Here is a 26195-nt window from a genome sequence, read left to right on the forward strand (position 1 = left end):
GTCCTCAGTTGTACGTCTGGCCGGACAGCAACTGCAGTTGCTCCACCAGCGGGCCGAGCGCGAGCGCCGGCAAAAAGGTCAGGCCGCCCACCACCAGCACCACGAACACCAAAAGCAGCATGAACAGCGGGGTTGCGGTGGGGATGGTGCCGGCGCCAGCAGGCACGGTTTTTTTCATCGCCAGGGAGCCGGCCACGGCCAGCATCGGCAGCAGGGTGAAGAAGCGCCCGATCAACATCGCCAGGCCGATGGTGGTGTTGAAAAACGGCGTATTGGCGTTCAATCCGGCAAAGGCCGAACCGTTGTTGGCGGTGCCCGAGGTGTAGGCGTACAGCACCTCACTGAAACCATGCGGGCCAAGGTTATTGAGGCTGGCCATGGTGTCGGGCCAGAGGGCGGCGAGGGCGGTGAAACCAAGGATGCTGATGGGGGGCGCGAGTACCGAGAGCATCACCAGTTTCATCTCCCGGGCTTCGATTTTCTTGCCGAGGAATTCCGGGCTGCGGCCAATCATCATGCCTACCAGGAACACGGTCAGCAGGGCGTATTGGATCAGGTTGATAAAGCCCACGCCGTCGCCGCCGAACACACAGTTGAGCATCATCTGTGCCAGGGGCACGAAGCCGCCCATGGGGGTCAGCGAGTCATGCATGGTGTTGACCGAGCCGGTGGTGGCCGCCGTGGTGGTGGCGATAAACAGGCTGCTGTCGGCGATACCGAAACGCAGTTCCTTGCCTTCCATGTTGCCGCCGCTTTGTTCCAGCGACAGGGTCTGGTTGGCACCTGCCTGGGTCAGCCGCGGGTTGCCGTTTTGCTCGGCGCCGTAGACCAGTGCGAGGAAGCCGATGAACAACACCAGGAAGGTGCCGAAAAACACCCAGCCCTGACGGCGCTGCAACAGCATGCTGCCAAAGGTGTAGGTCAGCGCGGAGGGGATCAGCAACATGCTGAGGATGTGCAGGGCGTTGGTCAGCGGTGTCGGGTTTTCGAAGGGGTGGGCGGCGTTCATGCTGAAGAAGCCGCCACCGTTGGTACCAATATGCTTGATCGATTCAAAGCTGGCCACCGCACCGACAATCAGTTGCTGCTGCGCACCTTCCAGCGTTGTCGCCAGTGCCTGGGAGGCGAAGGTTTGCGGCATGCCCTGCCACACATAGACCAGCGCCATGCCCACGCACAGCGGCAGCATCACGCGGTAGAGCGTGCGGGTGAAGTCGACCCAGAAATTACCGATATCGCCCGAACTGGAACGGCTCAAACCGCGAATGAAGCCGGCTGCCGCGACCACGCCGGAGGTGGCGCCGACGCACATCAGAAAGGTGATGACCGCCATCTGGCTGAAGTTCGACAGGCTGGTTTCACCCGAATACGCCTGCCAGTTGGTATTGGTAATAAAGGACACGGCGGTGTTGAACGCCAGGTCCGGGGTTTGTGCGGCCAGCCCCAAGGGGTTGATCGGCATCACCGCCTGCAGGCGCAGGATGAAATAACCGAGCAGCATCATCGCTGCGTTCGATAACAGCAGCGCCGAACCGTAGCGAGCCCAGTTCATGCTCTCCCGTGGGTCAATGCCCAACAGGCGATAGGTACAGCGTTCCGGCAAGGCATGCTGCGTCCCGGTAAACACCCGGGTCAGCCATTTGCCCATCAATACGGCGAGCCCCGTCATCAACCCCAGGACCAGCGCAAATTCCAGCACAGTGCTTAACATGTCGTGGCTCCGTTCAAATCTTGCCCATGGCGACAATGGCCATGGCAGTCGCAACAAAAAACACCAGGGAGATGCCAATAAACATCAGGTCGTACATGGCGAACTCCCTAGAATTTTTCTGCGCGAATAAGGGCATAGCCCAAGTAAGCGAACAGCCCCACGGCACAGAAGCCGCTGGCGATATAGATGAACGTGAGTGTGAGCACGGTGTAACTCCCCTGAATGAATAAGCCGCAATGGCGGACGCGGGGGAGGTTAAGCGCTGGGGTATCAAGCTCGGGCACTGATTAGTGGCCCCGGTATTAAGACGGTATATAGACGAGGTTTTGCCGGACGAACGAAAACAAGGGATAGCCCGCCGCCCGGGTATCCCTTGAAAAACTGGGGTTCTGCTGATTTTGATGGCCTGCTTATTTGGCCTTCTTTTTCTTCTCGCTACGGGTGGCGAGGTGTTCGAAACAAAACGCGGCGGTGCCAAAGAGCGCAATCATTGACAGGACAACCATGCCTAAAGTTGAACTTTCCACGATGACTTCCTACGGGGGGTGGGGGGTAGGAAGTGACGGTAGAGTGTCCGGGGTTAGTTGCTCAATAGAGGCGACATAATCGTTATGGCGAATGGGCAAACTATACGAACTCTTTACGAAAAGCAGAACAGCACAGCCTCTGCCTGATCTAATGCAATCTAAATGCGGGAGGCTCCCCTACCCCTGTGGCGAGCGGGCTTGCCCCGCGTTGGGCTGCGCAGCAGCCCCAATAAGAGCGCTGCAGTGTGCCAGGCAGCTCCGGGGCTGTTTTTTGGGGCTGCTGCGCAGCCCAACGCGGGGCAAGCCCGCTCGCCACAACAACCCGGTCGTTTAATGGGGAGGTTTCAATTCTTAATAATCAATAAGTTATTTTTGAGGGGCGTGCTCCCACCACTTGACGGAGTCCTGCCCCCCCAACCTTACAAGTTGCGGCTGTGCCGATAATCACTCACCGCCTCATACACGGCTTTACGCAAGCGATTGATCCCCCCGATGGGCCGGTGCGCCTCTACCCCAAACCACGGGTTGAACGACTGGTTGTCGCACGCCAGGTTAAGCGCGGGTGTATCGAAATCCTGTGGCGGGATCTTCACCTTCGCCACGGTTTCATAGGGCGCATCGCTTTCCTTCCATTCGATGCTGGTGTCTTCGATCGGCATGTACTTCTGCGGGTTCTGCCGCTGGATCTGCAGCACGAAACACGCCGGTACGCGATCGGTGGACAACTGCTGGTTCAAGGCACTGCGCAGGAAATTCGGCAGGTCCTGGTTCTGTTTCGGCAGCACGTATTCCGGGCAGCTCTGCGGGTCGGGCGCGACACGGAACTTGGCGTTGGCCGCACCGAACTTATAGGGCGAAACCGAAAAGTAGGTGGTCTGCGTTGGGCTGGCCGGCGCGAGGGCCAGGGTCGCCAGGGCGATAAACAGGTGGCGCACTTGCCAACTGCGTGGGTCGGCCTTGGGGAAGAACGCCAGGACTTTCTTGCCGTCGGCCTGGGCGCCGATGTTCTGCGCGTATTCAGCCACATCGCTGACAAAGAAGTTCGGGTGGCTGAACATCACGAAGTCCTGTTCGGCCCGCGCCTGCTGGTCCGCCAGCAGCTGCTTACCTGGCACATCGAGCAGCTTGAGCGCCATGCCGCGCGCATCGCGGATGCTGTCGAACTGCGGGTAGGCGTTGCCGTTGGACAGGCGCATCATCGCCTGCCAGGTCTTGTCCGGCTCAGCGAAGACGCCCTGGCGCAATGCCGGATCGAGGTCGGCGGGCACGCTGACTTCGGCCTTCACGCAACCATGGGCCTTGGCATGGGCATCGCGCAGGTAACGCGTGCCTTCGCGGTGCTGGTCAACGATGCGCACAGCGGTCTGGATAATGCCTTGGGTCATCACCGCTTCACCGGGCGGGATCTGCTCATCCGGCGACACCGGGCCGCTGTGCTGCCAGGCAAACCACGCCGTGCTCGCCAGCCAGCCGAGCAGGCCCAGGCCCACCAGCCACAGCAGGGTCTTGCCGAGAAACGCGCCGATGCGCAGCCACAGGCGGGCAAGCAGGGAAGGTTGGTCGTATCGAGATCGGATCATCATGGCAGTTGTTGCTCCAGCGGGCCGCCCAGCACTTTCAGGTATTCCAGCAGCGCCCAGCGTTCCTGCGGCAACAAGCCACGGCCGATGACGCCATTGCCACGTTGGCCGGCACGGAATTCGTGGCCGCTGTTGTGGTTGCCGGTGATTTTGGTATCGAACAGGAAGGCATTCTTGAAGGCTGCGGTCTCAAAGCCCAGGTGACGCGGGTCGTAGTTGAAGGTGCCTTTATAGAAGGTGGTACTGCGTTCGTCCTGGGGCGAGAGCAATTGGTAGATCGTCGGCACGGAGCCGTTATGCAGGAACGGTGGGGTGGCCCATACGCCGGCTAATGGCCGCGCCTTGTAGGCGCGCAACTCGCGCACGCCGATAGGCAGGCCGTAACCGTCCAGGCGCGGCCGCTCGGCCGGGGTCACACCGGCAGCGCGGTAGGCGTGGTCCTCAACGAAGGCGGTGACGTAGGCCAGGCCCTTGGCCACCGAGACTTTTTTCAGGTCCAGTGGTTCGGTGGGCGTGGGGTGCAGTTCGACATTGAGCTTGGCCAGTTCCGCAGGGTCCCATTGCAGGGCGCTGAGGTCATAGCGCTGGTCGGCAATGTTGCTGGCGGTGCCCGGGTCGGTCCCGATGTAGTCCACCGGGAGCATCTTCAGGTGCTGCACCGGGCGGCCCTGTTCCTGGGTGACGGCCGGCACATGGCAGCCGGCGCAGTTCTCGGTGAACAGCGCGCGGCCTTGGGCCGCGAGGGGCTTGTCGATGGCGCCGAACAGATCTTCCGGCCAGGTGGGGGGCTTGAGGCGTTGCAGGGTTTCTTCGATCAGGTTCAGGTCGCGCACGCGCACGCTGGACGGGTAGCGCGCATCGCCCTGGAGCGGCTGGCCGGCGCCGTCGAAGAACGTCAGGGTCGCGCCCACGCCGAGGGCTTCGCCGATATTGCGGGCCATGGGTTGCTGGGCTGAACCGTTCCATTGCACCCAGTCGAAGGTCCAGATATCCCACAGTTGCGGGTAGTCCACAGGTGCGTTGGCAACGCGGTAATTATCCGGAGAAATGGCATCGCCGAAGCTGGCGTTGGCGATGCGGCCAAAGGCGTCGGTGCGTCCCGGGCCTTCTTCGGTGGGGTAGAGGCCGCGATGGGTGTCATTCCAGGCGACTTTGAGGAACCGGTTCAGCGACTGTTTGAAGTCCTGGCGCAGTTGCTCCTTGTTGTGATCGTCGTAATCGTGACCCAGCACGTGGCGGGCGAAACGCTCGAATTTCCACGGGTTGTAATACGTTGCCGCAAGGCTGGCCACCAGGGCCTGGCCGAAACTGCCGCCGCGCAAGGTGGGCACGCTGGAGGGCAGCACGTGCTGCGCGGAACCCCCGTCGATACGCAGGGCCTGGCCGTTGAAGTGAAGCTCGCCGGTGTGGCAGGCGGCACAGGTGATATCCAGGTATTCGCTGGGGTCGTCGGCGTTCTTGTGTCGGGCGAAACCCACGGGCAGGTTGCCGGGGTTCTGCGCGGTGGGCACTTGCTTGGGGTCTACCAGGAAACCGAAGCGCGCCAGGTACTCGGGCGTGGCAAAGCGCTGATCGGAAAACGGCAACTCCAGGGCAGTGAACCAGTCGTAATGCAGGCCCTTGACCTGGGTGCCCTGGGGCGTGAAGTAATAGGTCTGGCGGTCGGCGGCACTCCATTGATCCTGGTAGTGCACCTGCTTCACGGGGACGTAGTCCGGCAACTTGGGATTGACGGTGTAATAGATCACCACGGCCAGCAATAGGGCAAAAATGGCGAATATCAGCAGTAAAACACGGGAAAAAATGCGCAAGATGGCTATCCTTGTCTCGGCCTTGTCGAGGGGTTGCGTTGTTATGCCACTACGCCACAAGTGCGGCAAGTGGCCATGAGGCTGGTAGTAGGCGGACCCACGATCCATCGCGGGGGCCCATCATGAATGAAAATGCTTTTAAACACGTGAACTTATCAGAAGTTTCCTGCTCACATGCCGGTAGCCATTGGTCGTGGCCGCCTGATAAGCTCGCGACTTTATTCAAATGCCCTTTTGGCGCATGAACAAGGAAATAGCATGAAACAGCATCGGTTGGCGGCGGCGGTGGCCCTGGTTAGCCTGGTACTTGCGGGTTGTGATTCGCAGACCAGCGTAGAGCTGAAAACCCCGGCGCAGAAAGCTTCCTACGGCATCGGCCTGAACATGGGCAAGAGCCTTGCCCAAGAAGGCATGGATGACCTGGACTCCAAAGCGGTAGCCCAAGGCATCGAAGATGCCGTTGGCAAGAAAGAACAGAAGCTGAAAGACGACGAACTGGTTGAAGCGTTTGCCGCACTGCAGAAGCGTGCTGAAGAACGCATGGCCAAGATGAGCGAAGAGTCGGCAGCCGCCGGCAAGAAATTCCTCGAAGACAATGCCAAGAAAGACGGCGTCGTCACTACCGCTTCCGGTCTGCAGTACAAGATCGTGAAGAAGGCCGATGGCCCTCAGCCTAAGCCTACCGACGTGGTGACCGTTCACTACACCGGCAAACTCACCAACGGCACGACCTTTGACAGCTCCGTGGATCGCGGTAGCCCGATTGACCTGCCGGTCAGCGGTGTGATCCCTGGTTGGGTCGAAGGCCTGCAACTTATGCACGTTGGCGAGAAGGTCGAGTTGTACATCCCGTCCGACCTGGCTTACGGCGCCCAGAGCCCGAGCCCTGCGATTCCAGCCAACTCCGTGCTGGTATTCGACCTGGAACTGCTGGGCATCAAGGACCCGGCCAAGGCTGAAGCCCCTGACGCACCAGCCGCCAAGAAGTAATCGGCGCCTGAACACCCAACGCCCCGTCTCGACGGGGCGTTGTCGTTTCTGCGGTTCCCCCATTCACGGCTCCGCCAATCCAAACGAACGTCCGCAACGTGAAACAGTCTGATATAAGGTTCGAGTACGGCTATCCGCACGCAAGCGCCAAGTCAATGAATTCTTGGGTTTTTTTCATGTGCGCAAAAAACGCCCGATCTGACTGCAAGCCTTGTAAACCGTGGCTTTCAGCCAGGAAAACGGGCTCTGTTCACAAGGTTATCCACAATTTGTGTGGATAACCTTTTCTGTTGCCTGGAACTGGAGTGACGAATGAAACCACCCTTCAATTTCACCCGCTTCCTGCCCATGGCCGCTCGCCTGCTCGGCCGTGGACGGTTGCCGACCCTGCTGTTCGCCGTTGCCGCCAAGGGCTCAAGCCAGGGGAACCGCTTGGGCAAACTCAAGGATGACCTCAAGCTGCTCCAGTCCCTGTGCCTGGCCTACTGGCGCGGCGAGTACCGTGCGATCAGTCCCAAGGCGCTGGTTTCGGTGGTGGCGGGGCTGATGTACTTCCTCAGCCCGGTTGATGCGATCCCGGACTTTATCCCCATGTTCGGCATGCTCGACGACATTGCGGTGCTGGCATGGGTCATGAAGACCCTGGAAGGCGAACTCAGCGCTTTTCGTGCCTGGCGTGAGGCGCAGCGCCCGGAAAAGCTCGCCGTGGTCGAGCGGCTGCCTGCGACACCGGCCTTGCTGGCCAATGAAAACCCGCAAAAAAACTGACGACAGTGCTATCCCCCTGCGACCTTTGTGGCTGTTAGGATTACACTCTTAAGAAGGTGCTTAAGGAAAGTGCTTACTTAGTAAGTGTTGTTATCCTACGGGGCGGTCATGGATATTCAGATAATTTCACGGAATGGCGAACCCGAATATGCGGTGTTGCCATGGGATCAGTACCAGGCGCTGCTAAAAGCTGCCGGTCAGCAACAGCCTACGTCACCTTCGCCTTCTACTGCCCAAGCCGCTGTCGCCCAGGACCTGCGCCCGCTCGCTGACCTGCGCGGCTTGCGCGAAGCCAAGGGCCTGGCCATCGAGACCCTGGCGCGTACCGTGGGTATCAGCCCCTCGTATCTTGGATTGATCGAAAGTGGTGAACGCCAGCCGGATGCCGCGATCCGCCGCAGCCTGGCCTGGGAACTGGGCGTTGCAGGTTGGAGGGACGAGTCTTGAGCTTACGTATCAGCCGTCAACACTGGGATGGGTTATTGAATGAACTGGACCAGGCGCGCCGCCAGCGCCATCTGCTGACCTACCGCGCACTGCTGGAGCGCCTGCAATTTCCCACGCCGGCCATGCAAACCCTGGCCGCCGCGCTGGAACACCTGGCTGCGCTGGACGCCAAGGCCGAGCAGCCGTTACGCAGCTCCCTGGTGATCAGCCAGGGCGCCAGCCGCCTGCCGCGCACCGGCTTCTTTGAGTGCGTGGAGCGCCTGGGGCGTTTCAGCGGGCCATCCGATGGGGTGGCCGCCGCCTCCTGGCACGCCTCGGAAGTGGTGCGCGTATTCGAATACGAGTACCCGGAGTCCGCCGAGGCCTAAAGCGCCTGTGGCAGTAAATCCAGGCTGTCGATCACATGGATGCTGTAGCCGGCCACATCCTTGGCGTGGTGTTTGGCCTGGGATGCCAGTTCGGCCAACTGGCTGGCATCGAGTTGTCCACAGGCCTGTGGATATAAATGCACCACGCCGATGGACAGCGACAGCAACGCAAACTCCTGGCGTATACCTTGGCGGTTCAGGGCCACGAAGCAGCCTGCATCCAGGTGCTCGGCGCGGTAGAAACGTCGGCATTGGGTGTGAAAGTCGTCCAGCAGTTGGTTGAGCCGCTTGCGCCAATCCTGCGGCCCCAGCACCAGCAAAAAGTCATCGCCACCGATATGCCCGACGAAGTCGCGGCTGGGGTCGACCCGGTCGTTCAGGCATTGTGCCAGGCACAACAACACCTCATCCCCACGCCCGTAGCCGTAGATATCGTTGAACGGCTTGAAGCTGTCGATATCCACATAGCAAATCACCGACTCCCGTTGCTGTTGCAACAGCCGCGTCAGGCACTGCTGGATCGGCACATTGCCCGGCAACAGGGTCAACGGGTTGGCGTAGCGCGCTTGCTGGATTTTCAGTTCGGTGATCAGCTTGAGCACGTCGATCACCCGGCCCAGGCCCAGGTAGTCGCCGTTGAGCGTGATGATGAAATCCTCTTCGATGCGTTGCCGGGCGCGGCTGGTGAGCAGCCGGCTGACTTGCTGCAAGGATTGGCTCAGTTCCACCGCCAGAAAATCAGTGCTCATCAGGCGGCTGATCGGCTTGCGCGCGAAGAGGTCGGTGGCAAACGGCTTGAGCAGCGCATCGGACAACGAATGCCGATGCACGATACCGACCGGATGGCCACGCCCATCCAGCACCGCCAGCGAATTGAGGTTGGCCTGGCGCCGGAAAGATTCCAGCACTTGGGCGGTGGCGGTGTCCTGATCCACCGCCGGTTGTTCGTTGAGCAGCGCGCTGAGGTCGCTGGCTTCCTCGCTGAGGGCAATATTGGCGTTGTCGGGCTTGGGCAGCATCAGGCGTGCTTCTTGCGGCGGGTGTTCCTGCGGGCGGCAAAGCAGGTACCCCTGGACCAGGTCGACCCCCATCTCGGTCAGCACCGCCAGCTCCTCGGGCAATTCGATGCCCTCGGCGATCACCTGGGCACGAGAGGCCCGGGCGATCTGCAGGATGGAGCCGACAAACTCACGTTTGAGCGCGTCCTGATGAATACCGTCGATGAAGTGCCGGTCGATTTTCACGTAATCCGGGCGTAACTCCGACCACAGCCGCAGGCTGGAATACCCGGCACCCAGGTCATCAAGGGCGATGGCGAAGCCCATGTCACGGTAATGATGCAGGGCGGTTTGCAGCACGTCGAAATCGTCGGTGGGTGTCTGCTCGGTGAGTTCGATCACCACCTGGCTCGGTGGAATGCCGAAGTCGCGCAGCAGTTGCAGGGTGCGTCCTGGTTGGTGCGCCGTTTCCATCAGGGATTCCGGCGAGATATTGAGAAACAGCTTGCCCGGCAGCTTCTGGTCGCTGAAGCGGCGGCAGGCGCTCTCGCGGCAGGCCATTTCCAGTTCACTGAGGCGCCCTGCGTGGCTGGCCACGGCGAACAAGGCGACAGGGGAGTGCAGCGGGCTGTTGGACGGGCCACGACTGAGGGCTTCGTAGCCGAGGATGCGCCGTTCTGACAGGCAGATGATCGGTTGGAACAGGCTGTGCAAACTGCCTTGAGCCAGGATAGAGCCCAATGCATTCAGCTGTTCGGTCATGGTCATGGCGATCTCGATCGAAAAAAAAGGACCGCAGGCATTAAGCCTACGGTCCTTCATTTCACGACAGAATGATGTCTATATGATGACACTCTGCTGAGCGATCACATTAAATCGCCATCATTTACTGCTTGGCCACCTGCTTGCTGACTTTCAGGTAGTCCAGCAGGATCCGGCCTGTCTCGGCCAGGTAGGCGTCGTCTTCCGGCTTGGTTTTATCCGCCTCGGTCGGCAGCGCATCTTCATCTTCTTTCTTCAGCTCCTTGAGTGGCTCTTCGCCCTTGGCCTTGCGGCGGACGTTTTCCAGCACCAGTTGCTGATTCTCGATGTCGCTGTGCTGCTTGCGGCGATCCACTTCGTTGAGGCTGACGGTTTTCTCTTCCATCAACTTCTTGGCCAAAGCCAGTTTGTCGCGGATAAACACGAACTCGGCATCCTTGGCGGAGCGGATGTCGTGGTCGGCCTTCAACTGCGCCAGGAACGGTTTGAACGGGTCTGACGCGGGCTTGATCGCGGGACGGATGGTGTCCCACGGCATGGCCTCAGGCAGTGCGCTCTCGCCGATTTCCTTGGTATCGATGATCGATGGGAAGTCGATGTCCGGCAGTACGCCCTGATGCTGGGTGCTCTGCCCGGAAACCCGGTAGAACTTGGCCAGGGTCAGTTTCAGCTCGCCATGGTTGAGCGGCTGGATGGTCTGCACGGTGCCTTTACCGAAGGTCTGGCCGCCGATGATCAACGCGCGGTGATAGTCCTGCATGGCGCCAGCGAAAATCTCCGAAGCCGAGGCCGAGAGGCGGTTGACCAGCAACGCCATCGGGCCTTTGTAGAAGGCGCCCGGGTTCTCGTCTTCGAGCACGTCGACACGGCCGTCAGCATTGCGTACCAACACGGTCGGGCCCTTGTCGATAAACAGGCTGGTCAGCTCGGTGGCTTCCTGCAGGGAACCGCCGCCGTTGTTGCGTAGGTCGATGACCACGCCGTCGACTTTTTCCTTCTGCAGCTCGGTAAGGATTTTCTTCACGTCGCGGGTGGTGGACTTGTAGTCCGGGTCGCCGGCACGGAAGGCCTTGAAGTCCAGGTAGAAGGCCGGGATTTCAATCACGCCCAGCTTGTAGTCCTTGCCATCCTGCTTGAGGTTGAGGACTTTCTTCTGCACGGCCTGGTCTTCGAGCTTCACCGCTTCGCGGGTGATGGACACGATCTTGCTGGTCTGGTCGTTCGGCGCATTGGTGTGCGGAATCACTTCCAGGCGCACCACGCTGCCTTTCGGCCCACGGATCAGCTTGACCACTTCGTCCAGGCGCCAGCCGACCACATCGACCATCTCTTTGTCGGCCTGGGCCACACCGATGATCTTGTCGGCCGGAGCCACTTGCTTGGTCTTGTCTGCCGGACCCGCCGGCACCAGGCGCACGATCTTGACCTGGTCATTGTCGCTTTGCAGGACGGCACCGATGCCTTCCAGCGACAGACTCATATTGATATCGAAGTTTTCCGCGTTATCTGGCGACAGATAATTGGTGTGCGGGTCGTAGGACATCGCAAAGGTATTGATGTAGGCCTGGAAGATATCTTCGGCACGGGTCTGGTCCAGGCGCGCCAACTGGTTCTTGTAGCGCTTGGTCAACAGTTCCTGGATGGCCTTGGGGTCTTTGCCGGCGATCTTCAGGCGCAGCACTTCGTCCTTGACGCGTTTGCGCCACAGGTCGTCGAGCGCGGCAGTACTGGTCAGCCAAGGGGCGTCCTTGCGATCCACCAGAAGGGATTCCTTCTCGGTGAAGTCGAGCTTGTCGACGCCTTTGTTCAGCTCCGCCAAGGCGAAGTCCAGACGCGCTTTGACGCGGTCCAGGTAGCGCTTGTAGATGGTGAAGCCGGGTTGCAGGTCGCCGCTCTTGAGGAAGTCGTCGAACTGGGTCTTCCACTTATCGAACTCAGCGATATCGCTGGCCAGGAAGTAGCTGCGCGACGGATCCAGCAGCTTGAGGTAGCTGTCATAGATGATCACCGAGCGCGCGTCGTCCAGCGGCGGCTTGCTGTAGTGATGGCGCTTGAGCAACTCGACGACGTTAAGGCTGGCAATCACCTCATCGCGATCAGGCTGAAGATTGTCCCAGCTATTGGCTGCGAACGTATTGGTCGACATCGACGAGAGGCCGAGACCAATGAAAAGAGCGAGGGCGGTGCTGGGGAACAAATGCTTCATGCTGATTCGACGCGGGGGCAATTGATAACGCATATTAGGCCGTCTTTGAAGTCGCCGGTTCCATATGGGCCGGTCGCATAATGCAAAAAGCCCGACGCTACAGCTACGGGCTCAGTCCAGACTCACTATGGAGGCACTGTGAAAGCATTGCAAGGCGTTGAAGGTCATGTGGAGTGGGTTGAGGCGCCAAGTCCTACGTGCGATGTAGGCCAAGTTCGCATTCGCGTGGCGGCTGCGGGGCTCAATCGCGCCGATTTATTGCAGCGGGCGGGGCTCTATCCGCCGCCGCCGGGCGTCAGCCATGTGCTGGGCCTGGAGTGTTCCGGGGTGATCAGCGAAGTCGGGGCCGGCTCGTCCTGGCAAGTGGGCGACCGGGTCTGCGCGCTGCTGGCCGGTGGCGGCATGGCGGAAGAAGTGGTGGTGGATGCTCGCCATGTACTGCCCGTGCCCGAAGGCCTGTCGCTGGCCGAAGCGGCGGCGTTGCCTGAGGTGTACAGCACGGCGTGGCTCAATCTGTTCCAGCTGGCAGGGCTCAAGCCCGGTGAAAAAGTGTTGCTGCACGCGGGCGCCAGCGGCGTGGGTTCGGCGGCGATCCAGCTGTGCAAGGCGTTTGGCAGCCCGTGCTGGGTCAGCGTCGGTTCGGCGCAGCGCCTGGCCTACTGCGAAGACCTCGGGGCCCAGGGCGGTGTGGTGCGCACCGACGGTATCGAAGGGTTGCGCGATTTCGGGCCGTTCGATGTGATCCTCGACCCGGTCGGCGGCAGCTACGCGGCGTTGGACCTCAAGCTGCTGGCCCTGGACGGGCGCTGGGTGTTGATCGGCCTGATGGGTGGCCGCGAGGCGCAGCTGGACCTGGCACAGGTGCTGGGCAAGCGTATTCAGTTGTTGGGCTCGACCCTGCGCAGCCGTGATGATCAGTTCAAGGCTGACCTGTTCAGTGATCTGAGCCAGCAGGTGTGGCCGCTGTTCGCCGAAGGGCGCTTGAGCCCGCAGTTGGCCAAGACTTTCCCGATCAAGGATGCCGAGGCGGCGTTTGCCGAGTTGGCGACCAACCAGATTGCCGGGAAGTTGGTGTTGGTGATTGACGAAAGCCTGACCTGATCCGGGATTGAAATAGGGTCAAGGTGGGTGGAGGCTCGCTCCCGATGGCGGTGGGTCAGTGAAGAATTCTTCATCTGGCACACCGCCATCGGGAGCAAGTCGAATCGTCGCACCGCCCCACCCACATTTGGATTTCGGTCGAATCAGACCCAGTGGTGGATCGGCCAGCCGGCCTTCTCGGCGTGCTCGCGCAGCACCGGATCCGGGTTCACCACCTGCGGGTGATCGACTTTCAGCAGTAACGGCAGATCATTGCGCGAATCCGAATAAAAGTACGCCCCTTCCAGGGTTTCTCCTTCCCGTTCCAACCAATCCAGCAAACGCGTGATCTTGCCTTCGCGGTAGGTCAGCACACCGACGGTACGGCCGCTGTACGCGCCATGGCCGACGTCCAGATCGATCCCGAGCACCTCATCGATACCGATACGCGCCGCAATGGGCGTGACCAGGTGGGTGCCCGATGCGGAAATCACCAGGACTCGGTCGCCGTTCGCCCGGTGGCGGGCGATGGTTTTGGTGGCGTCGCTGTAGATCAGCGGCTCGATCACATCTTCGACCCACGGTTCGACCAGATGCTCGATTTCCTCCGGCGTGCGGCCAATCATCGGCTCCAGGCTGAAGTCCATGAAGTCTTCCATGGCCAGCTCGCCCCGGCTGTAGGCGTCCATCAGTTCGTTGTTCTTGCGCATGAACGACTCCGGGTCGACCCAGCCGAGGCGGCCCATCTGCTCGCTCCACAGGGTGGCGCAGTCACCGTGGATCAGCGTGTCGTCCAAATCAAAAATTACCAATGCCATCCGTCATGCTCTCTCAGTCAATCGTTGTTGCTCAGGCTACTTCACACAGCGCACTGGGGTCGATGGAAAGTGCCAGGCGCTGGCCGTCCGGGTGCAGGTCGTCCGCCGAGCGGTTGAGCACGTCCACCACCAGTTCCACGCCACGGGCTTCGATGCGGTAACGGATCACGTTACCCAGCAGGCTGTGGCTGCGCACCAAGGCGTCGAGTTCGCCGCTGCGGCTCAGTTCGATGGCTTCGGGGCGAATCGCGATACGCCCACTGATCGGGCGTTGCAGCAGTTGGCTGGCCTTGTCGGCATCGAGCAGGTTGTAGTTGCCGATAAACCCGGCGGCAAATACGTCCACGGGTGCGGTGTAGAGGGTTTCGGCGTCGCCGCTTTGCACGATCTTGCCCTGGTTCATCAGGAAGATGCGGTCGGACATGGTCAGTGCTTCCTCCTGGTCATGGGTCACGAAAATCGTGGTCAGCCCCAGTTCGCGCTGGATCTGACGGATCTGTTCGCGCAGGTGCTTGCGAATGCGTGCATCCAGTGCCGACAGCGGCTCATCGAGCAGCAACAGGCGCGGGCGCGTGACCAGCGAGCGGGCCAGGGCTACGCGCTGGCACTGGCCGCCGGACATCTGGTGCGGATAACGTCCGGCCAGGTCCTTGAGTTCCACCAGTTGCAGTACTTCCTGCACGCGCTTGTGGCTGTCGTCGGCATTGACTTTCTGCATGCGCAGGCCGAAGGCGACGTTCTGTTCCACGGTCATGTTGGGGAACAGCGCATAGCTCTGGAACACCATGCCGATCTGCCGCTTCTGCGGGCTCAGCGGTACGATGTCCTGGCCGTCGAGGAGAATCTGGCCGCTGTCCACCGAGGTCAGGCCGGCGATGCAACGCAGCAGGGTGGATTTGCCGCAGCCGGACGGGCCAAGCAGGGTGACGAACTCGCCCTTGGCGATCTCGCAGTTGATGTCGCTGAACACCGGAGTGCCGGCGTAGCCTTTTTGCAGGTGTTGGACGCTCACGAAGCTCATTGGCTTTTGTCCTTGTTCAAGATATTGGCGGCCCAGGTCAGCACCAGCACAAAGAAGAAATAGGAAATCACGACGGCACTGGTGAAGTGGCCGCTGCTGTTACGCATGTTGTTGAGGTACACCTGTAGGGTCTCGTAGCGTGTCCCCACGAGGATATTGGCGAACACGAACTCACCGAACAGGAACGAGAACGACAGCAGCAGGGCGACCATCAAGCCTTTGCGCAGGTTCGGCAGCACCACCAGGATCGCCGCCTGCCAGGTGCTGGCGCCGAGCAGTTGCGAGGCGTCCATCAGGTCCCGCAGGTTGATGGCTTGCAGGTTGTTGGTGATCGCGCGGTACATGAACGGCAAGGCCACGGTGAAGTAGCAGCCGATCAGAATCCACGGCGTGCCCACCATCGCGAATGGGCCGGAACCATACAGTTGCAGCAGGCCCACCGACGACACCACCGGCGGCACCGCGAAGGGCAGCAGGATCAGGATATTCATCAGCGCATCGAGCCGGGGGAAGTGGTAATGCACCACAAACAGCAACGGCAAAATCAACACCACCGACAGGATCAGCGCACCCACGCATACCAGCAAGGATTGCCCGAAGGCCATCAGGAAGCGCGGGTCACTCCACAACTGCACATACCATTTCACCGTGAAGCCGGCGGGCAGGATGGTGGCCGACCAACTGCTGGCGATGGAATAGACGAAGGTGCCGATCAGCGGCAATACCAGGATCGCGAACAACAGGTACACCACTACGCGATGGTAGAGGGCGGCAGGGCCGGCTTCAGCGCGAGACATGGTAGCTCCTCTTGAGCAGCAGTTGATGGACTACCGTGACCACGGTCATCAGTGCCACCAGCACGACGGCCAGGGCACTGGCCAGGTTCGGGTCGAGTGACACGTCGCCGGACACCAGGCCCGCGATGCGGATCGGCAGCACGTTGAAGTTACCGGTGGTCAAGGCATAGACGGTGGCATAGGCACCCAGGGCGTTGGCCAGCAGGATCACGAACGTGCCGAGCAGCGCCGGCGCCAATACCGGCAAGCCGATATGCCGCCAGAACTGCCAGCCATTTGCGCCCAGCAACGCCGCCGATTCGCGCCAGTCTTCGCGCAGCGCATCAAACGCCGGGTAGAGCAGCAGTACGCCGAGGGGGATCTGGAAGTAGGTGTAGAGGATGATCAACCCGGTCTTGGAGTACAGGTTGAAGTCCTGGATAAGCCCGGCCTGCTTGAGCATCAAGGTGATGCTGCCGTTGAACCCCAGCAGGATGATGAAGGCAAACGCCAAGGGCACGCCGGCGAAGTTGCTGGTCATGTTGGCGAAGGCGGTGACGAAGTTACGCAGCGGCGAATCGACGCGGCGCAGGGAGTAACTGCCCAGGGTGGCGATGATGATCCCGAAGATGCTGGAGTAGAAGCTGATCTCCAGGCTGAACTGGATCGCTTGCCGGTAGAACTTCGAACTGAAGATGCGCGTGAAGTTGTCCACGCCCCAGCCGGACTCTTCCGTTTGCAGGCTGTTGATCAGCACCCACACCAGTGGGGCAATCTCGAACACGATGAAAAACAGTGCGAATGGCACCAGGCATAGCAACGCCAGCCATTTGCCGCGGGTCATAGCGTTCATTTAAGCAGCTCCCGGCATACCGGTTTGTCGTGGGGGACGCCCAGCAGTTCGCAGACGGTGCCGCACAGCTCGGTCTGTTTCGGTGCGGCGCCGGCGTCCAGGCTGAAGGCGTCGCCGATGACGAACAGCGGCACTTCGCGTTCTTCCGGCAGCAGGCCATTGTGGGAACGGTCGTTGTTCATGCCGTGGTCGGCGGTCACCAGCACCTGGTAACCGGCATCGAGCCAGGCTTGCAGGTAGTCGGCCAGGATGATGTCGGCCGCGCGTGCGCTGTTGCGGTACTGCGGTGTGTCGAGGCCGTGCTTGTGGCCGGCGTCGTCGATGTTCATCGGGTGCACCACCAGGAGGTGCGGCGCGTGCTTGAGCCGCAGGCTCTCGGCGTCGGCAAACAGGTGTGAATCCGGGTAATGGTCATTCCAGTAGAAATGCCCGTGCTGGATCGCCAGCGCCTTGTCGTCGGTATGACGGTCACGGGCGGCGATAAAGGGCGTGCGGTTATACAACTCGCTGACCCAGTGATAGGCCGCTGCCGCCGTGGTGAGACCGGCGTCGGTGGCGTAGTGAAAGATACTGCGCTGGTTGGACAGGCGTGAAACGTTGTTGTGCACGATGCCGCTCTGGATCGGTGGCACGCCGGTGAGGATGCATTCATACAGCGGACGGGACAGGGCAGGCAGTTCACATTCCAGCTTGTAGAGGGCTGCGCGTCCTGCGCCGACATAGGCCTGCAAGTGCCCCATGGCGTGCCTCGCAACCTCAAAGTTGAGGCCGTCGAGCACGACAAGGATGACAGTGTGCTTCATGGGGGAGAACGCTCCGCGGCAATAGACTTGACTCAATTTCCCTGGAGGAACGAGGTCAAAAGTGTGGGAGGGGGCTTGCCCCCGATAGCGGTGTGTCATTCAACGGATTGGTTAGCTGATCCACCGTCATCGGGGGCTAGCCCCCTCCCACATTGGATCTCCACTGGAGCTCCAATGTGGGATAAACCCTTACTTCATTTCTACGATGACCTGCTCATTCCACAACTGCGGCAATTTCTTGGAAGTCGCTTCCCAGGCATCGGCATCCTTGATCGGCTGCGGGTTGGCCTTGGTGTACTGCTCGCCCGGGATCAGGTTCTTGGCGATGTCGGCCGGCAGTTTCAGGTCGGTTTCGGCACGGATCGGACGTGCGTTGCCACGCGCCAGGTTGAGTTGGCCGGCATCGCTGAAGATGTATTCGCGGGTCAGCTTGGCGGCGTTCGGGTGCTTGGCGTATTTGTTGATGATGGTGGTGTAGCCGGATTTCACTGAGCCGTCCGATGGGATCAGCACCACGTAGTCAGCCGGGTTGGCCATCTTGGCCTTGTAGCTCAGGCCGTTGAAGTCCCAGACCACACCCACTTCGACTTCGCCTTTTTCCATGGTGGCGATGGTCGGGTTGGACAGTGACAGGCGGCCTTGCTGGGCGATCTTGGTGAAGAATTGCAGGCCAGGGGCGATGTTCTTCTCGTCGCCTTTATTGGCGATGGCGGCGGCCAGCACGCCGTTGGCGGCTTGTGCCGCGGTGCTTACGTCACCGATGGAGACCTTGTATTTGCCGGTCTGCAGGTCGGCCCAGCTGGTGGGGATTTCAGACCCGTGCAGCAACTTCTTGTTCACGATAAAGGCGATGGTGCCGGTGTAGGCCAGGGCCCAGTGACCGTCTTTGTCTTTCGCCCAATCCGGAACCTGGGCCCAGGTGGACGGTTTGTACGGCTGGGTGACTTCCTGTTTCACCGCGATCGGGCCGAAGGCCGCGCCCACGTCGCCGATATCGGCGCTGGCGTTGTCTTTTTCGGCCTTGAACTTGGCGATTTCCTGGGCCGAGCTCATATCCGTGTCGATGTGCTTGAGGCCGTAGGTCTTGGCCAGGTCTTCCCAGGTGCCTTTCCAGTTGGCCCAGTCATCGGGCATGCCGACGCTGTTGACGGCGCCTTCCGCTTTCGCGGCGGCTTCAAGGGTTTTTAAATCGGTATCAGCGGCCATGGCGGCGGTGCACATGGCAATGGTCGAGCCTAACAGTGATGCCAGGAAAAGCTGTTTCATCCGAAGCTCCTTTGGGCGTTTTCAACGCGGCGTTTTATACGAACGTTAGCGGTGGTGTTGGTCTAGGTCAGCAATACCTGAGCCAATCTAGGCTCGATGGATGACAGTTTCATGTCGATGTCGTTTTTAAAGCGCTGATGTCGCACAGTGCAGACTTAGCGTAGACCATGCTCAAGTGCCCGCAGACTCTGGACTTGGCCGATGTATTGCAGGGTGGGGCAGGGGGCACGATGCGGACTGTCATCTGTCGGTCATCTGTAATGCCTAGGCTGGCACGTAACAACAGAAGCCCAAATAACGCGCGGTTTATGCACCTGAACGGTGCTGGTCTAGTCCAGATAGGTAACGTTGATGCGTGATGAGGCAATCAAGGCGGTGACATCCATCGGCCTGGCGCTGCAAGAGCAGATCGACCACGGTTTGTTGCCGCCTGCAAGCAAACTGCCCGCCGAGCGCAAACTCAGCGAGTTGTTTGGTACCACTCGAATTACCGTGCGGGAAGCCTTGTTACAACTGGAGGCCCAGGGGCAGATCTATCGCGAGGAGCGTCGTGGCTGGTTTGTCTCGCCACCCCGGCTGGCCTACAACCTGATGCAGCGCAGCCACTTTCACGCCATGGTCAATGACCAGGGACGCGTGGCGTCGACCGAGGTCATCAGCGCGCGGCTGCAACCGGCGTCTGCGGCAGTGTGTGCGTGGTTGCAGCTGCCGGCCTTGTCCAGCGTGATCCAGATTTGCCGGAGCCGACGGATCGATGGGCGGCTGGTGTTGTATGTGGAGCACTACCTGAACCCGCACTATTTCCCGGGGATTCTGGAGTGCGACCTGAATCAGTCGATGACCGAGCTGTATGCGCGCAAGTACGACCTGCACTACGGGCGGGTGCGTTTCGAGATTGTGCCAACCTCATTGCCGGTGGAAGCCGCCGCGGCGTTGCGCGTGTCGGTGGGCAGCCCGGGCCTGCGGATTGCCCGGGTCAACTATGACCAGCACCAGCGCTTGATCGACTGCGACCTAGAGTTCTGGCGGCATGATGCGATTCATGTCGGCGTGGATGTGGTGTGATCGGGAGCTTCCTGTAGGAGCGAGCTCGCTCGCGAAAAACCTGAGGGCGCCGAGGTGGATCAGGCTGTCCGCGTTAGCGTTGACGTCTTTCGCGAGCAATCTCGCTCCTACAGTGAGTGCTTTGTGAGTGCCTTGATCACTTGATCCACATTGGTTTCCAACTCCGATACCGGGTCCGCGCCGTCGACGTTCAACACCAGCAACTTCGAGCCGCCTGCCGTGACGGCGGCGTTCACGGCGTCACTCGGCTGACGATGATGCAGCACCACGGCCACGTCGTTTTCCTTCAGCTCGGCACTGAGTTTTTGTAATGCCTCAGGCGTCCAATCCGCATCGGGCCGGGCATCGGTGCTGAGCAGTTCCAGATTCAAACTGCTGATCAGATACCCAAAGTGATCGCTCAAGCTCACCACGCTCAGGTTGTCCGCCTGGGCCAGTCGCGCTTCGCTGTCGGCAGTGAGCTTGAGCAGGCGTTGCTTGAGGGCGGCGAGGTTGGCGTCGATCTTTGGCTTGGCGGCGGGGGCCAGGCGGCTGAGGTCGGCGGCCATTACGTCGGCCATGCGCCCCATGTTATTGCTCGATTGCCAGGGTTGGCTGTTCAAGCCGTCGGTGACGCCCGGTTGCACGGCGATCCCCGGCAAGCCGCCGTCCACCGGGCGTGCGGCGTCCACTTCGACAATACGGATATTGCTGCGCCGCGCCACGGGGTAGAGCGGATCATCGGCCCACAGCGAGCGCAGGCCGATGGCGGCGTCGGCGTCCTGGGCCAGCGTATTGAGCGCCGGTGCGCCACGGCCGGTGAAGTAGGACACCTGGCGCGAGCCTGGCAGGTTGGCCGGGGCGGCACGTTCCAACTGCACGTCGGTGCCCTTGAGCAGCACCGCTGCCAAGCCATAGGTGATGGGCAGCGAGGCCAGGACCTTGATGGGTTTGGCCGCGTGCATGGCCGGCCTGGCGACGTCGGCGGCTATCAGCGGCGGGGTGATCAAGCAGGCGATGGCCAGGGTCAGGGGGGGGAAGAACGCGCGCATTATCCAAGGTTCCCTTTGAGACTGGGCACGGTGCCGCGCGCAATGGCGGCACAGGCGAAGGCGATACCGGCCACGAGGATGATCGCGGCGCCGGAGGGGATCGGCAGGTCGAAGATGATGGGCAGCAGGATCCCGCAGAGGGTGCTGAGGGTAGCGATCACCACTGAGATCCAGAAGAATCCCTTGAGCGATTGGCTCAACAGGCGGGCCGCCGCGGCCGGGATCACCAGCAGCGCACCGACCAGGATCGCGCCGATGACCTTGACTGCCGCCACGGTGATCAGGGTCACCAGGATCACGAACAGGTAGTCCAGGGTCTTCACCGCCACACCGCGTACCGCGGCCAATTGCGGGTTGAAGCTGGCGAGCATGATGCGGTTGTACAGCGGCAGCGCCAGGGCCATTACCAGCGAACCTACGACTGCCAGTACCAGCAGGTCATTGCCGTTGACCGTCAGTACCGAGCCAAACAGCACGTTCTCCAGGATATGCACGTTGATCTTGCCTGCCAGGATCAGCAGCAGGCTCGCGCCCAACGCCAGGGACACCGACAGGAACACCCCGATCAACGTATCCGGCGCCAGGCCGGTGCGGTTGCGCAGGTAGTTGAGCAGGATGCCGAACAACAGGCAGTAGCCAAACAGGCTGCCGTACGGTCCGGTATAGGGTTCTCCGAGCAGGATGCCCACCGCAACGCCGGTCAGCGCCGCATGGCCGACCGCTTCGGAGAAAAACGCAAAGCGCTTGACCACCACCAGCGTGCCCAGGCCGCCCAGCACCGGGCCGATCAGCAGGCCGGCGAGCAACGCGTTGACCACAAAACCATAGGCCAGGGCTTCCGGCAGGTAACCGGAAGAGGCCCAGCCCTGGACCATCAAGCGAAACGCTTCATAACTCATTGCGCCGGGCTCCGAGGGTGGGTAGAGAACAGGGTCAGCAGGCGATCCGGGGTCAGAGCCTCCTTTGGCGTGGCGTCGAACAGCACACGGCGGTTCAACCCGGTGACGCGGTCGGCCAGGCGACCCACGGCCTCCAGGTCGTGCTCGATCCACAGCACGGTGATCCCGGCCAGGCGCCAGTCGCTCAGCAGCCGTTCGAACACTTGGATACCGGCTTCATCGAGGGCCGACATCGGTTCGTCCAGCACCAGCAAGTGCGGGGCCGGAATCAGCCCTTGGGCCAGCAGCACGCGCTGACGCTCACCGCCGGACAGCGCACCCATGCGGCGCTTGCGCTTGTCTTGCATGCCGACCCGTTCCAGCGCCTCGCCGATGGTGCCGGCGTAATGCTTCGACAACCCAAGGAACGCCGGGCGCCGCTGGCACATGGCAGCCATGAAATCATCCACGGTCATCGGCAAGCCCCGGTCGAATTCCAGGGCCTGGGGCACATAACCGATGGTGCCGGGCACCGTTGGCCATTGCAGGCTCAAGTGGCCCTGATGCGGCGTCTGCCCCAGCAGGGTCTTGATCAGCGAGCTTTTACCGCCGCCGTTGGGGCCTACCAGTGCGTGGATGCTGCCCGGCTGCACCTGGAAACTCACGCGATCGAGAATCGCCGTGCGGCCGAGGGTCAGCGTCACCTGGTCGAAGTCGATCGTTGGCCCGACGCTGGCCACTTTCAGGTGTTCCGCCACCGTCATGCCCCCGACTCCTGGATCGCCCGTACCACGGTGTTGAGGTTGCCGGTCATTTCCACTTCGTACTTCTCAGCGCTGTATTCACCGTAGGAAATATGCGAAAGCGGGTAGAGCTTGACCCCGGATTCGCGTTGGATGGTGTCGACATAGGTGGACGGGAAATCCATTTCCGAGAAGATCACCTTCACGTCCAGCGCCCGCAGTTCATCGATGGTTTTCTTCAACTGGCTGGGGCTGGGTTCGATCCCGTGGGCCGGTTCGACCACCGCGGTGATTTCCAGGCCGAACTCGCGCAGCAGGTAGTCGTAGGCCGCGTGCACGGTGGCGACACGCAGGTCCGGGTTGGGCGCGCGGGTCAGCTTGGCCAGGGCGTCGGCGCGCATCTGGCGTAGGCGTTTGCCGTAGGCACGGGCGTTCTGGGTGTAGGTCTTGGCGTTGTCCGGGTCGAGCTTGCCCAGCTCGCGGGCGATGTTGTTGACCTGGGCAATCGAGGCACTGATCGACAGGAAGGTGTGCGGGTTGACCACCTTGCCGGCACCGCGCGCCGCATTGCCGGTGGCGGCCAGCAACGGCACGTTGGCGTTGGCCTCGATCACCGGGATAGCCGGGCGCTCGCTGGTGGCAATCATGCGGTCGGCGAAATCGTCATGGCCGACGCCATTGAGCACGATCACATCCAGGGTGCCGATGCGCTTGATGTCTTCGGCGCGCGGCTCGTAGGCATGGGGGTTGAAACCGGCCGGAATCAGCGGCACCACCTCGGCCTTGTCGCCGACGATATTCGCCACGTAGCTGTAGTAAGGGTGCAGGGTGATGCCGATCCGCAGGCGTTTGGCGGCCTCGGCGTTAGCGAGGGGCGCGAGCATCAGGCTGAACAGGCCAACCAGCAACAGGCGTAACAGGGGAGATGAAATAGACATGGGCAATCGATCTTCTCGTTCAGTGACGGTGCTGGCGGGTGACGCCGGCATCGAATTGCGCGACCACCTGCTGCCAGCCGGCTGCGATCAGCGCCTGGTCAGTGAGGTCGGAAGGGGCGGCGAGGTCTGCGCGGCGGTTGAGCCAGATGTCCGGCTCGGCGCCGTGCACGCGCATCAGCAGCGAGCCACTGGTGGTCGGCGCCTGGCTCAGTCCCAGGTAGGCCGTATTCGCCAGCAACTGCCAGCGATGGTCGCCACGACTGACCGAACTGGCGTCGCGGGCAAACGGCGCAAAGCCTTCTTCGGCCAGTTGTTCGGGGCCAGGCAGGGCGCTTTGCTCTTGTTGCAGCACGTGGATTTCATCCAGCGTTACCCGCAGGTCGGCGTAGATGCCTTGTTCGGCGGCGCTCAGGTCACGGCGGGCATCCAGTTGATGGCTGGACACGGCGGCCACCACCTGGGTTTCACCGTGCAGGGCCACCACCGTGCCGGCCACCGCGAGGATGATCAGGCACAGCAGCAGGACGTAGAGGGTTTCATGGCCGGCACCGGCGGGGCGTACAACCTGTGTGGTACTCATTGAGGCTGGATATCCGCTTGGTCGATTTCCACCACGTGGCCGGGGCCCGCATCAAACAGCACATAGAACTCGGCCGCGGGCTTCTTGAAGGTCAGGGTCGAGTCCTGGCCGAGCTTGCCGGGCAGCAGGATGGTCTCGTCGTAGCCGATCACGTCCAGGGTCACGCCGGGGGCGCCACTGCCGTCGGAAAAGCCGCCGGTACACTGGATCTGCTCACCGGGGATTTCCTTGCATTCGCACATCGGGTTGTGGGCCAGGGCAACCGTACTGAAGCCGGCGCTCAGCAACAGAACGCCACAGGCGCGGGTCAGGCGCATCAAAGTCATGGTTTAACTCCTTGCTTGTTCAGCCAGGCAATGGTTGCAGGCGAGGCCTGGCTCAAAGGAACGGAACCCTGGTGCATCGTGCCGTCCCAGCCTTCCATGGTGACCCACAGTTCGGCGTCGACCGGCGTGCGCTCAGGGATGGGCAGGGCGGCGCCCATGCGGTAGGGCGTGCCGAAGAAGATCACCCCGGCGGCCCGCAGGCTGCGTGGCTTGCCGATACGCAGGTAGGTGGCCTTGACCTGCTCGGCGCAGGTCGCGCACAGGGCGGCATTGAAGGACTTCATCGGGCCGGCCGGGTCCGGGCGCGGGCCTTCGTTGCGGAATTCGGCGAGCTTCAGGCTCCATGGCCCGACCTGCACGTCACCGACCACCCGTTCGCCAAGGCCGGTGTCGCCACGAAACAGCGCGGCATCGGCAAAGTACTTGGGCATAAAGCCCAGGGGCACCAGTAACAGCAGGACGTTGATGTGGAAACGCCATTTCAGCCAAAAGGCCCGCAGCGGTGAAGGCGGGGGCGCGGCAGCGGGCTTGCTCATAGGTTGGCCTCCGAGGTTTCGGCTGGCATGGCCGGGATAGACGCCGGCGCACGTTGGGTCTTGGCTTCGCGCTTGAGGGCATTGAGGGTGGCCAGGGCGGTGCGCTTGGTCCAGATCAGCAGGCCGCTCAGGACCATCATGCTCATGATCAGGCCGAAGAACGCCCAGATCAGCTTGATCCACAGCCCGCCAAAGTCGCCGGTGTGCAGCGGGCGCATGGATTCGGTGACGAACTCCAGCTTCGAGCGGTCGGACAACAAGTGCGCGGCGGCGATTTCCCCGTCATAGGGGTTGATCTGCGCGGTCTGGTACATCAGCGGGTACCAGCCGCGCCCGCCGATCTGCAGGTGGCTGTAGGCATTGAGAGGCAGGCTGACGAAACTCGCCTCCAGGCCGGGAATACGCTGGGTGGCGATCTTGATCGCCTCGTCCACCGGAATCATGGGGGCCGGTACACCGGGTGCAGACAGCGGCACCTTCTCGCGGGCAATCACCGGGATCACCGGTTCAGTGGAAATCGAAATCTGGTTGTCCCCCAGGATCGCCCGGATCAAGAACCAGATACCGGTGATGGAGATCACCGCAATGAACCAGATCGACCAGATACCGCTCAAGCGATGGAAATCACCCCAGAAGATCCGCGCACCGTGGCGGATACGCAGGGTCGGGCGCAGGAAGCCTTTCCAGAACCGCTTGTACACCACCAGCCCGGTGACCAGCGACGCCAGCAGCGGAATACCGAGCGCCGACACCAGGTACCAGCCCCAGCTGTAGCCATTGGTGAACGGCACCAACCACCAGCCGTGCAGGGCACGGGTAAATTGCTGGAAGTTGAAGGCCGGGCTGATCCCCTGGATGACCCCGGTGTACGGGTTGACGTAGACCTCGACGGAGCGCCCGTCGGGGTAGCTGAGGTTGACACTCAGGGCAAAGTGCGACTCATCCGGGCGGCTGATCGACTGCACGATCACCTCGGGCGCGTCACGCTGGATGGCGGCGATCACCTGGTCGTAACTCAGCAGTTCGGCGTCGTCCGACGGCTGGCTGGCACGGATATCCGGGTTGGCCAGCCAGACGATCTCCTGGCTGACCACCGCCAGGGTGCCGGTGACGCAGACGATCAGTACAAAGAACCAGATGGGCAACGCGAGCCAGCTGTGTACAAGAAACCAGAGTTTTGAGCGTGACTTCTTCGACATGTGAATGAGGGTCTTGATCGGAGGGGGCATTGAAGGCCCGGAAAAGGCCGGTCGTAGCTTTTGCTGACGCGACAGGCTGTATCTAAGTTAAGACGGATGAGAATGAGAAATCCC

The 26195-nt window shown here is 61.4% G+C and carries 26 protein-coding genes; 6 read left to right on the top strand and 20 right to left on the bottom strand.

Annotated features, from left to right (window positions below; all coding sequences use genetic code 11):
* Positions 1-4 precede the first annotated feature (4 nt).
* The 4 genes from kdpA to A7317_RS09105 all read right to left on the bottom strand — a co-directional run bounded on the left by kdpA (position 5) and on the right by A7317_RS09105 (position 5629).
* Positions 5-1711, bottom strand: a complete 1707-nt coding sequence (gene kdpA / locus A7317_RS09090; protein WP_069075608.1) for a potassium-transporting ATPase subunit KdpA — start codon at positions 1709-1711, stop codon at positions 5-7.
* 107 nt (positions 1712-1818) lie between these two features.
* Positions 1819-1917, bottom strand: a complete 99-nt coding sequence (kdpF, locus tag A7317_RS09095) for a K(+)-transporting ATPase subunit F (protein WP_069075609.1) — start codon at positions 1915-1917, stop codon at positions 1819-1821.
* A gap of 740 nt (positions 1918-2657) precedes the next feature.
* Positions 2658-3821: a catalase family protein gene (locus tag A7317_RS09100; protein WP_069075610.1), complete on the bottom strand. Its 1164-nt coding sequence runs from the start codon at positions 3819-3821 to the stop codon at positions 2658-2660.
* On the bottom strand, positions 3818-5629 hold the full coding sequence (locus A7317_RS09105) for a di-heme-cytochrome C peroxidase (RefSeq protein ID WP_069075611.1): 1812 nt from the start codon (positions 5627-5629) through the stop codon (positions 3818-3820). Before A7317_RS09105 ends, A7317_RS09100 begins: the two co-directional genes overlap by 4 nt.
* A gap of 258 nt (positions 5630-5887) precedes the next feature.
* Here A7317_RS09105 and A7317_RS09110 point away from each other — a divergent pair, with 258 nt between their 5' ends.
* From A7317_RS09110 to A7317_RS09125, 4 genes are all read left to right on the top strand, one after another.
* A complete protein-coding gene (locus A7317_RS09110; RefSeq protein WP_024074379.1) occupies positions 5888-6619 on the top strand; it encodes an FKBP-type peptidyl-prolyl cis-trans isomerase in 732 nt (243 codons plus the stop codon).
* A gap of 312 nt (positions 6620-6931) precedes the next feature.
* Entirely contained in the window at positions 6932-7387 is a 456-nt protein-coding gene (locus tag A7317_RS09115; RefSeq protein ID WP_024074380.1) for a YkvA family protein, read from the top strand.
* Between the two features lie 108 nt (positions 7388-7495).
* Positions 7496-7834: a helix-turn-helix domain-containing protein gene (locus A7317_RS09120; protein WP_024074381.1), complete on the top strand. Its 339-nt coding sequence runs from the start codon at positions 7496-7498 to the stop codon at positions 7832-7834.
* Positions 7831-8202 (top strand): hypothetical protein, encoded by a 372-nt coding sequence (locus A7317_RS09125; protein WP_005786715.1) that lies wholly within the window; start codon positions 7831-7833, stop codon positions 8200-8202. The genes A7317_RS09120 and A7317_RS09125 overlap by 4 nt, the downstream gene beginning before the upstream one ends.
* On the opposite strand, the gene A7317_RS09130 is transcribed toward A7317_RS09125, so the two are convergent.
* Together A7317_RS09130 and A7317_RS09135 are read right to left on the bottom strand one after the other, a co-directional pair.
* Complete coding sequence (locus tag A7317_RS09130) at positions 8199-9968, bottom strand: bifunctional diguanylate cyclase/phosphodiesterase (RefSeq protein ID WP_024074382.1); 1770 nt, start codon at positions 9966-9968, stop codon at positions 8199-8201. The genes A7317_RS09125 and A7317_RS09130 overlap by 4 nt on opposite strands.
* Positions 9969-10086: 118 nt before the next feature.
* On the bottom strand, positions 10087-12168 hold the full coding sequence (locus tag A7317_RS09135; protein ID WP_172831342.1) for a carboxy terminal-processing peptidase: 2082 nt from the start codon (positions 12166-12168) through the stop codon (positions 10087-10089).
* Between the two features lie 138 nt (positions 12169-12306).
* Between A7317_RS09135 and A7317_RS09140 the strand changes: the two genes are divergently transcribed.
* Positions 12307-13269, top strand: coding sequence for a zinc-binding dehydrogenase (locus A7317_RS09140; RefSeq protein ID WP_069075612.1), 963 nt, complete (start codon positions 12307-12309; stop codon positions 13267-13269).
* A gap of 143 nt (positions 13270-13412) precedes the next feature.
* Here A7317_RS09140 and A7317_RS09145 read toward each other — a convergent pair whose 3' ends face one another.
* The 6 genes from A7317_RS09145 to A7317_RS09170 all read right to left on the bottom strand — a co-directional run bounded on the left by A7317_RS09145 (position 13413) and on the right by A7317_RS09170 (position 18785).
* Positions 13413-14066, bottom strand: a complete 654-nt coding sequence (locus tag A7317_RS09145; RefSeq protein WP_069075613.1) for an HAD family hydrolase — start codon at positions 14064-14066, stop codon at positions 13413-13415.
* Positions 14067-14097: 31 nt separating this feature from the next.
* On the bottom strand, positions 14098-15087 hold the full coding sequence (locus tag A7317_RS09150; RefSeq protein WP_024074386.1) for an ABC transporter ATP-binding protein: 990 nt from the start codon (positions 15085-15087) through the stop codon (positions 14098-14100).
* Entirely contained in the window at positions 15084-15884 is an 801-nt protein-coding gene (locus A7317_RS09155) for an ABC transporter permease (protein WP_024074387.1), read from the bottom strand. Before A7317_RS09155 ends, A7317_RS09150 begins: the two co-directional genes overlap by 4 nt.
* On the bottom strand, positions 15871-16716 hold the full coding sequence (locus A7317_RS09160) for an ABC transporter permease (RefSeq protein ID WP_024074388.1): 846 nt from the start codon (positions 16714-16716) through the stop codon (positions 15871-15873). The genes A7317_RS09155 and A7317_RS09160 overlap by 14 nt, the downstream gene beginning before the upstream one ends.
* Positions 16713-17519, bottom strand: a complete 807-nt coding sequence (locus A7317_RS09165) for an alkaline phosphatase family protein (RefSeq protein WP_041160881.1) — start codon at positions 17517-17519, stop codon at positions 16713-16715. The genes A7317_RS09160 and A7317_RS09165 overlap by 4 nt, the downstream gene beginning before the upstream one ends.
* A gap of 189 nt (positions 17520-17708) precedes the next feature.
* The gene (locus A7317_RS09170; RefSeq protein ID WP_024074390.1) at positions 17709-18785 is read right to left on the bottom strand and encodes an ABC transporter substrate-binding protein; all 1077 of its coding nucleotides are present in this window, start codon (positions 18783-18785) and stop codon (positions 17709-17711) included.
* A gap of 351 nt (positions 18786-19136) precedes the next feature.
* Here A7317_RS09170 and A7317_RS09175 point away from each other — a divergent pair, with 351 nt between their 5' ends.
* Positions 19137-19850, top strand: a complete 714-nt coding sequence (locus A7317_RS09175) for a UTRA domain-containing protein (protein ID WP_041160882.1) — start codon at positions 19137-19139, stop codon at positions 19848-19850.
* 107 nt (positions 19851-19957) lie between these two features.
* Here A7317_RS09175 and A7317_RS09180 read toward each other — a convergent pair whose 3' ends face one another.
* From A7317_RS09180 to A7317_RS09215, 8 genes are read right to left on the bottom strand one after another with little or no spacing between them, the layout of a single operon-like run.
* Positions 19958-20881, bottom strand: a complete 924-nt coding sequence (locus tag A7317_RS09180) for a metal ABC transporter substrate-binding protein (RefSeq protein WP_069075614.1) — start codon at positions 20879-20881, stop codon at positions 19958-19960.
* Complete coding sequence (locus A7317_RS09185) at positions 20881-21780, bottom strand: metal ABC transporter permease (RefSeq protein WP_024074393.1); 900 nt, start codon at positions 21778-21780, stop codon at positions 20881-20883. Before A7317_RS09185 ends, A7317_RS09180 begins: the two co-directional genes overlap by 1 nt.
* Positions 21777-22523 (bottom strand): metal ABC transporter ATP-binding protein, encoded by a 747-nt coding sequence (locus A7317_RS09190; RefSeq protein WP_069075615.1) that lies wholly within the window; start codon positions 22521-22523, stop codon positions 21777-21779. Before A7317_RS09190 ends, A7317_RS09185 begins: the two co-directional genes overlap by 4 nt.
* The gene (locus A7317_RS09195) at positions 22520-23440 is read right to left on the bottom strand and encodes a metal ABC transporter substrate-binding protein (protein WP_024074395.1); all 921 of its coding nucleotides are present in this window, start codon (positions 23438-23440) and stop codon (positions 22520-22522) included. Before A7317_RS09195 ends, A7317_RS09190 begins: the two co-directional genes overlap by 4 nt.
* A 19-nt stretch (positions 23441-23459) precedes the next feature.
* Positions 23460-24020 (bottom strand): DUF6162 family protein, encoded by a 561-nt coding sequence (locus A7317_RS09200; RefSeq protein WP_024074396.1) that lies wholly within the window; start codon positions 24018-24020, stop codon positions 23460-23462.
* Positions 24017-24346: a hypothetical protein gene (locus A7317_RS09205; protein WP_024074397.1), complete on the bottom strand. Its 330-nt coding sequence runs from the start codon at positions 24344-24346 to the stop codon at positions 24017-24019. Before A7317_RS09205 ends, A7317_RS09200 begins: the two co-directional genes overlap by 4 nt.
* Positions 24343-24882 (bottom strand): thiamine pyrophosphate-binding protein, encoded by a 540-nt coding sequence (locus A7317_RS09210; RefSeq protein WP_069075616.1) that lies wholly within the window; start codon positions 24880-24882, stop codon positions 24343-24345. The genes A7317_RS09205 and A7317_RS09210 overlap by 4 nt, the downstream gene beginning before the upstream one ends.
* On the bottom strand, positions 24879-26081 hold the full coding sequence (locus A7317_RS09215) for a PepSY-associated TM helix domain-containing protein (protein ID WP_069075617.1): 1203 nt from the start codon (positions 26079-26081) through the stop codon (positions 24879-24881). Before A7317_RS09215 ends, A7317_RS09210 begins: the two co-directional genes overlap by 4 nt.
* Between the last annotated feature and the right edge of the window lie 114 nt (positions 26082-26195).

It is taken from the genome of Pseudomonas fluorescens (assembly GCF_001708445.1).
In the GTDB taxonomy this organism is placed as follows: Bacteria; Pseudomonadota; Gammaproteobacteria; order Pseudomonadales; family Pseudomonadaceae; genus Aquipseudomonas; species Aquipseudomonas gorinensis.